We start from the raw sequence: 7,769 nt of genomic DNA, 5'->3' as shown, positions 1-7,769 counted from the left end.
AATCGTTCACTGTTCATTTAAGGAGTGGATAGGTTTTCTTTTTCACCCTCATTCTCTCCCAGCGCGGTGGCTCTAGTTCTTCTTTTGCCACCGTTCTCATCTTTGGTTAGTCTAAACTACAGTTAATTACCAAACAAACTCGACTCTAATGTTATCCCAATCTCTTAGTCGGCGTCCGGCGGACTTCGTTTGTATAGCCGCGGTTTCAACCGCCGGGTGACTTGTACAAAAGTGCGATCGCCCTTAAAGACGATCGCACCTACAGACAAACTACGAATCGCGATCGAGCTTCAACACAGCCATAAAAGCCTCCTGCGGCACATCTACAGTACCAACAGACTTCATCCGCTTCTTACCCTTCGCCTGCTTTTGCAGCAGCTTCTTCTTCCGCGAAATATCGCCGCCGTAACACTTCGCCAACACATCCTTCCGCAAAGCCGGAATGTGCTCGGAAGCAATCACCTTCGCGCCAATAGTCGCTTGAATCGGCACCTTAAATTGGTGGCGGGGAATCAACTCCTTCAGTTTTTCCGTCAACCCGCGGCCGACATTGTAAGCTTTATCGCGGTGCACGATCATCGCCAAAGCATCCACCGGATCGCCGTTAATTAAAATGTCCAATTTCACCAGCGGATTTTCGCGATAACCGATCAGGTGATATTCCATGCTCGCATAACCGCGCGATCGCGATTTCATCTGATCGAAAAAGTCCGTCACTACCTCCGCCAAAGGCAACTCATAAACCAACGTAGTCCGCCCCTGACTCAGATACTTCATATCCATAAAAATGCCCCGCCGACTTTGAGACAACTCCATCAGGGCCCCCACATAGGTTTCCGGCGACAGCATTTCTACCCGCACGTAAGGTTCCTCAATCTTCTCTCGATATTGAGGATCTGGCAAGTGACTCGGATTGTCAATTGTTAACACTTCTCCCTTAATTGTTGTGACTTGATAAACCACAGAAGGAGCCGTAACAATCAAATCCAAATTGTACTCTCTCTCCAATCTTTCCTGCACAATTTCCATGTGCAGCAAACCCAAGAAACCGCAGCGGAAACCAAATCCCATCGCACTAGAAGTTTCCGGTTCGTAGGAAAGCGCCGCATCGTTGAGTTCCAGTTTTTCCAAAGCTTCCCGCAAGTCAGGAAATTGGTCGGCATCGATCGGGAACAAGCCACAAAAAACCATCGGCTTAGCCTCCGTATAACCCGGCCAAGGCTCCGGTGCAGGCTTTTTGACCAAAGTAATCGTATCCCCAACGCGAGCATCAGCTACCGCCTTAATGGCCGCACCCAAATAACCCACTTCCCCCGCGTGCAGTTCGTCTACTTGTACTTGCGTCGGTGACAGGATGCCCAATTCATCGATGACATATTCCTTCCCCGAAACCATCAACAACACTCGATCGCCCTTTTTGACACTTCCGTCCATCACCCGGAAATACACAATTACCCCGCGATAAGCATCGTAATAACTATCAAAAATTAGCGCCCGCAGCGGTTTGTCAACAGTATCCTGCGGCGGCGGCACCAATTCCACGATCGCCTCCAAAATATCATCAATACCAATTCCTTCCTTAGCAGAAGCCTCAATTGCCCCGCTACAGTCCAGACCGATAATTTCTTCAATTTCCCCTTTAACCCGTTCCGGTTCCGCCCCCGGCAGGTCAATTTTATTTAGAACCGGAATAATTTCCAAATTGTTTCCCAAGGCAAGGTAGACATTTGCCAAGGTTTGTGCTTCCACGCCTTGAGATGCGTCTACCACCAGCAGCGCCCCTTCACAAGCAGCGAGCGATCGCGAAACCTCATAGGAAAAGTCTACGTGTCCGGGAGTGTCGATCAGATTTAGCACGTACTCCTGACCGTCCTTGGCAGTGTAATTCATCCGAGCCGCTTGCAGCTTGATCGTAATGCCACGTTCGCGTTCGAGATCCATATTGTCTAAAAACTGCTCCTTCATTTCCCGTGCCTTCACTGTCCCAGTCGCCTGCAACAGTCGATCGGCCAAAGTCGATTTTCCGTGGTCGATGTGAGCAATAATCGAAAAATTACGAATGCGAGATACAGGAACGTTTGTCATAAAACCTATCGGCAAAAGATTGACTTTTGCTGTATTATAAAACTTCATTCAATCTACAGTCATTTATAATCATTTAGAGACTTAAATAGAATTTAAATTTTTCTTGGTTGTGGGTTGACAAAGCCCTTGTATTTATGCTATTTTATCTAGCCTCCTCCAGTCTAGACGCCCTCCTCAGAAAAAGTTTTGTCTCTGTTGTTTTACAGAAAACTCTGGAACAGTTGAGTAAAAGGCGATCGGCAGCATCCCGCATCAAACTTCCAGCCGAGTCCATTTGAGATTAAAGATTTTAGACTTCCGGGTGAGACTTCAACGATCGCAAGCCTCGATTCGGAAGACAGGATAACGATGTTAGATTTACTGCACAAGAGATTTAGATTTGAGATAAGAGACTGCGGCGCGAGACTTGAGCGAGCGCGAGCGTCGAGATTGAAAAAAGGAGAATGATTTTGAATTTGCTGCACAACCGATAAATCTCGGCGATCGAGCAAAAGTCTAAAATTTTGGGCCAATCGCCACAATTGTCCGGCGCTTGTACCCATTTTTGACCTCAAGTTGCTCTACAGAGCGTCCCACGAACGCTGCGCGCCCGTTATAAGTAAAATAAACTCTTTCTCCCCCTCTCCCCCTCTCCCCCTCTCCCCCTCCCCCAATCCCTCTCCCCTTCTCTTGAGAGTTTTCAACTAGAATTTGGGATGAGTTGCTGAGGAGGCAGATAGCAAATTGAAAAATATTGGTAAGAAGTTGCTGGCGCTTGACAAGAAGCAGATAATTTGGTCAAATGACGGAAGCGGGACGGCAAGGGTGTAAAAAATACAGGTTTTGAGCCGCTGTGCATCTCTACTAGGGATAAGGCATCACTTCCTTAAAACACTTCCTTCAAAACAAAAAGGCGTAAATTCCTAGAAGGAATTGAAACTTAAGAATTAAAACTAGGATTTTTTAACTATGAGCGAGTCAAGTATACACTCCCACAGTTCGTCAGAAAAAGTGGAACTGTCCATCCATATCGATTCTGAACTGCTAGACCAAATTAAGCACTTGACAAATGACCCCAGCAAAGTCATTGAAACAGCAATCAAGCAGTGGCTTAGAGGCGAGCGTCGCGAAGACGATCAGGCTCTGAGTTTGCGCCGCACCCCCCCAGTCCCGCCCCGCGGCGAGTGGAACGACTGAAATTATCTCCTGTCTCGCCCTACTACGGCGCGCGCAAATCTGCTGGGCATAAAATTTCTGGGTGTGAAATTTAGATCCTCCGAGCTCCGGCGAGATAACTCCGGCAGATTTCCGGGCGAAATACAGGTGGTTCGGAGCAATATTGGTTAAGTAGAAGGAGCTTTTCTATTGTGACGGCAAAAATGCGATCGCCAGTCCCCGACTTGAGTTTTTGGCAGTCTCAACTTTTGGCGGATTTTTTCAACTCGATCGTGAATATGTGCAGACTACTAATTCCTACATCTTAAGTTGTATTTTAAAATTACCGAAAACTGCTGACAACAAATAGTTTTGAGTTTTGAGTTGAGTTATAAATTAATTTTTGGGGAAATTATTGATAACTAAAAATGCTGTAGTAGAAGTCTAAAAGAGTTCTGAGTTTCGAGTCTCGACCTGTGAATCATTCAATAAAAAGCCAACTACTTTGCAGTCAATTAATATAGCCACCGTACCCGATGGTGGGGAATTCATTAATTGCGAAAACTAATGCGCTCGATTGCATCTTGCTTGTTCAATCTTGCATCTTCCATCTTTTTAGCTTGAGCGACTTATACGGCTTAGCTGAAAAAAACCGAAAGGGATTATTCCTTCTTCCTTCTTCCTTCTGTTAACCCTTGTCTTGCGCGATCGGGCTCTTCTGTCAACCTAACGACCGGCTTTTCGGGCTCTTCTGCCAACCATCAAATGTCCACTCTCAACTCTTCCTTATTGCTTCTACCATAGCTGACATCTTAATTATCGCAACCCAAAACAATTTTGAGTTTTAAATTTTAAATCAAAAACTCAATACTCAAAATCAGAATTACTTTTATCCCCCTAATCTGATGGACTCTAACACAGATTTCCGGCGATCGAGCCTCGCCTCTACAGCATTTTTTCAAGAGTTAGGGGCAGAATTAGTATTTACCCAAGACGCAAGGGGTCGATATCTGTCTTTTTACTGGCAAAAAGCCGAGGAGTACAACCTCACAGCAGAAGAAATTGTCGATCGCCCCCTCAGCGAAACCCTGCAACCCATCGCCCCTGCACCTTATCTCGAACGCCTGCGGCGGGCGCTCGAAACCCTTGTCCCCCAAAGGTTTAGCTATCCATTTTGCCACGCAGAACAATATTTTCTCTTCGATTTGACAGTCACTCCGGCGATCGACTCCAACGGTAAAGCTACAAAAGTCTTAGTTATGGGCAGGCTGCTGTCGGACAAACCCGTACAATTGTCGGCAGATTCCCCAGAATTCATGGCATATCCAGCTTTGCCATCTTCCTCCGACGCCAGCCAACAAATGCTGTATCCAGCCAGCCTCATCGGTAGACCGCTCACTACCTACTCGGAAATCGATCGCAAAATTATCTCCCAAATCGCTCAAAACCTGCACAGAACCCTCGATTTACAGACAATTTGGCAGCAAACAGTTAACAGTTTGGGTGAAGTTTTGAACGCGAGCCGCTGTATCATCTGTTCCTCCAAAAAAGACAGCGAAAACCTCGAAATATCCCCCTTCCCGATCTCAGAAAATCAGCAAAACTATCCAGATCTAGCAGCAGAATTGCAACACTCAATTGCCAGCGATGGATCGCCCCCGCTGTCTGCCGATCAAATCGAAAATCTCCAATCGAAAACTTTTAAAGTAGTAGCTGAGTACCGCCAAGAACCTTACTCTTCGATGCTGGGATTACAACTGCGCGCAGCCGAACAGCCGGGCTGGATTCAAACTTTAGCCACGTTAAAACCCGTAGCAGTCGATTACGCCTCCCCCATTGTCGATCGCTTCGATCGCCATTCCGTACTCGTAGCAGCTACCTTCTATGAAGACCAACCCAATGCCCTGATATGTTTGCACCGCTGCGGCAATTCCCCGAAATGGAGTCCTGTCGAACTCGAATTTGCCCGCGAGTTAGTCGCTCAAGTCGGCAGCGCGATCGCCCACGCTACACTTTACCAAGAATTAGAACAAGCCCGTGCCGAAGCCGTCGCTCTTTCCCAACTTAAAAGTCAATTTCTTGCCAATACTTCCCACGAACTCCGCACCCCCCTCAACGGCATCCTCGGCTTCCTGAAACTGGTGATGGATGGCATGGCAGATGACCCCGAAGAAGCGGGCCAATTTATCGAAGAAGCTTATCAATCGGCATTACACTTGTTCAATGTAATTAACGATATTTTAGATATCGCTAAAATCGAAGCTGGCAAAATGGAGTTAGACCTCACTCCAGTCAAACTCGGCGAACTTTTGCAGCAAGTGGAGAATTTTACACGGGTTCAAGTGCAGGAAAAGCGATTGAAATTTCAAATCCAAACACCAGCCGCCGAAGATGAGATTATTTTGTATGCCAACTACCAACGCCTGCTTCAGGTAATTTTGAACCTCACCGGCAATGCGATTAAATTTACCAAGGAAGGCGGAATTCGCATCAGTGCCGAAGTTATTAAGAAAAAAGTAACTGTTAACAACCAGGAGTTACCCGGAATTGTCAAAATCCGAGTTGCGGATACTGGCATTGGGGTTTCTCTAGACAAGCAATATAAATTATTTGAGTCATTTTTTCAGGTGGACGGCGCTCGTACCAGGCAATACGGCGGCACTGGTTTGGGATTGGCTATTTCTCAAAAACTGGTAGAAGCCATGGGTGGTACAGTAAATTTTTACAGTATGGGGGAAGGACTCGGATCGACAGTTACTTTTACTGTGCCGCTTTATCAAGAACCGCTCTGTGAATTACCCAACTCTCACCTTGCGGTAGAGAGTGGGCTTCCAGCTTCAACCGCAACAGCATCCGAGAGAACCGAGATTCTTCCGGGTTGACTTACATTGCGTCCACTGGCAGTAGCGCTGATTCCCAACGCCAAAAACCGCAAGCCTTCGTCTCTAATGTTTAGCGCTGCGTTGATATCTCTAGGGAGCATCTCAAATATGTAATGAGTATAAATACTATTCAGGCCAAAGCGAGATTTAAATAAGCACAACGATGTTTCAGAACTTGAGCCAGATTGTCACGATTCCATTGTGCTCCGGATATTTTAATTCTCCGTCCAATTTATTTAATTGTCGCCTCGACAGCAAAGCGAACCAATTGTGATTTTTTTAGACTGCATCACCTGATAATCAGGAATTCTACATCGATGTCGTTCTAAATAATCCAGAAAGTTTTTGACGTGAGGTGTATCCCAGTCAGCCAAAGCAGCGATTGCCCCATCAATTTGACCACGCCACAGATGAGTCTCCACGGTTCGCAAACGTTGATTAGAACCACCCAATTTGTACAGGTTTTCATGTTTGGTGATACCAATCCAAAATCTCTAAACGTTTCTCGGATGAAGCAATCCCAGCTATCAAATTCCAGATCCCTGGATGTCCATCACCCAAACAAGTAATTGGCTCACTTAAAGGCTGTAGATTCACCCAATCCAATAGCTTGTTATTATCTTGAAAGAAAGCGGCACACTGTTGATTATGCAACGCCACGGCTTTGTAGTCTCGCCATTCACTGGCTTCTCCTAAGTCGGTTCTTAATCTTGCCTTGCCTCCATCTAAACTCAAAGCGGTGACAGTTTTCTGTGCTACAGTCTCCACAAATTCTTGTCGATGTACTAGCCGTTGTTGCGTACTGTGGGATACGTATATTCCTGTGAGTTGTTGTAAGTATGCAGGTCGCATTGGCATAAGATACGTTAGCGCTCAATATTAGGCAGCATTTTTCCGGCGTGAGGGCTTAATCTTGTCCCTTTCTTGAGTCCAAGTTTTTTACGAAAGTTGTTCTGTTACTCGCCATTTACCCATGCAGGTCTGGATTTCTCTGGCGGGAGCCTGCTTCTGTCTGACTGCTGCTGCTTAAAAAATTTTCCAATTTCTGGAGCTACTTCTTTGAGGACACGATCTCTAACGGCTAATTCAATACTGCCAAAGTCTTTTAGCTGTTCTGATGGTGTATTCTGGAGTAAGATAGAGGATACCGTTTCTAGACATTTTTGGATTTCTTTAGTTTCTTCTGGGGTCATATTTTTATGACTCGTAAGTGTGTTTTTACATTTTACATAATTCTTGCATATTACCATTGTAAGTATTTCTACTTATTGCATAATTGAGATGCTCCCTATCTCTATCATTCACAGCATCACACTTAGGACATTTCCATTGGCGTATTTTCAAATTCATTTCAGAAACTTTGAACAAGCAATGGTTACAAGTTTTGGAGCTAGGAAAGAATCGGTCAATCTCTAAATAGACCTTGCCTTCTGCCTCGGCTTTATACTTAAGCATTGTTCCAAACATGGACCAGCCAGCATCAGAGATAGCTTTGGCTAGGCAATGGTTTCTTACCATTCCTTTGATATTTAGATCTTCTACTACAATAGACCTCTTGCAAAAAAGATATATGTTACGATCAGAGGTTTTAAATTTAATCCCCTAGAGCTAACTCATAATTGTAAATTGCTGACAACAAATTACAACGCAGACCATAGCGGCGGCGGC

General features: G+C 45.5%; 4 protein-coding genes and 2 pseudogenes. 2 read left to right on the top strand and 4 right to left on the bottom strand.

The window, feature by feature from the left end:
• Positions 1–270: 270 nt before the first annotated feature.
• Entirely contained in the window at positions 271–2,085 is a 1,815-nt protein-coding gene (gene lepA / locus QZ918_RS32550) for a translation elongation factor 4 (RefSeq protein WP_293343101.1), read from the bottom strand.
• 200 nt (positions 2,086–2,285) lie between these two features.
• A complete protein-coding gene (locus QZ918_RS32545) occupies positions 2,286–2,627 on the bottom strand; it encodes a hypothetical protein (RefSeq protein ID WP_293343098.1) in 342 nt (113 codons plus the stop codon).
• Positions 2,628–3,033: 406 nt separating this feature from the next.
• Between QZ918_RS32545 and QZ918_RS32540 the strand changes: the two genes are divergently transcribed.
• Positions 3,034–3,261 carry a type II toxin-antitoxin system CcdA family antitoxin gene (locus tag QZ918_RS32540; RefSeq protein WP_293343096.1) on the top strand — a complete coding sequence of 76 codons (228 nt, stop codon included), beginning with the start codon at positions 3,034–3,036 and terminating at the stop codon, positions 3,259–3,261.
• Positions 3,262–4,124: 863 nt separating this feature from the next.
• A complete protein-coding gene (locus QZ918_RS32535) occupies positions 4,125–6,101 on the top strand; it encodes an ATP-binding protein (protein ID WP_293343093.1) in 1,977 nt (658 codons plus the stop codon).
• A 130-nt stretch (positions 6,102–6,231) separates the two neighbouring features.
• Here QZ918_RS32535 and QZ918_RS33360 read toward each other — a convergent pair.
• Both QZ918_RS33360 and QZ918_RS32520 read right to left on the bottom strand, forming a co-directional pair.
• Positions 6,232–7,351 (bottom strand): annotated as a pseudogene (locus QZ918_RS33360) (ISKra4 family transposase).
• Between the two features lie 40 nt (positions 7,352–7,391).
• Positions 7,392–7,700: pseudogene (locus QZ918_RS32520) on the bottom strand (transposase); the annotation flags it as partial.
• Positions 7,701–7,769: the final 69 nt, after the last annotated feature.

The organism is Microcoleus sp. CAWBG58 (genome assembly GCF_020883045.1).
Taxonomy (GTDB): domain Bacteria; phylum Cyanobacteriota; class Cyanobacteriia; order Cyanobacteriales; family Microcoleaceae; genus Microcoleus.
The sequence above is the reverse complement of the archived record's forward strand: the minus strand, read 5'-3'. Positions and strand labels throughout refer to the sequence as shown.

Excerpts from the sequence above, each read along its gene's own strand:
- lepA (WP_293343101.1), bottom strand. The coding sequence starts at position 2,085 with ATGACAAACGTTCCTGTATCTCGCATTCGTAATTTTTCGATTATTGCT.
- QZ918_RS32545 (WP_293343098.1), bottom strand. The coding sequence starts at position 2,627 with ATGGGTACAAGCGCCGGACAATTGTGGCGATTGGCCCAAAATTTTAGA.
- QZ918_RS32540 (WP_293343096.1), top strand. The coding sequence starts at position 3,034 with ATGAGCGAGTCAAGTATACACTCCCACAGTTCGTCAGAAAAAGTGGAA.
- QZ918_RS32535 (WP_293343093.1), top strand. The coding sequence starts at position 4,125 with ATGGACTCTAACACAGATTTCCGGCGATCGAGCCTCGCCTCTACAGCA.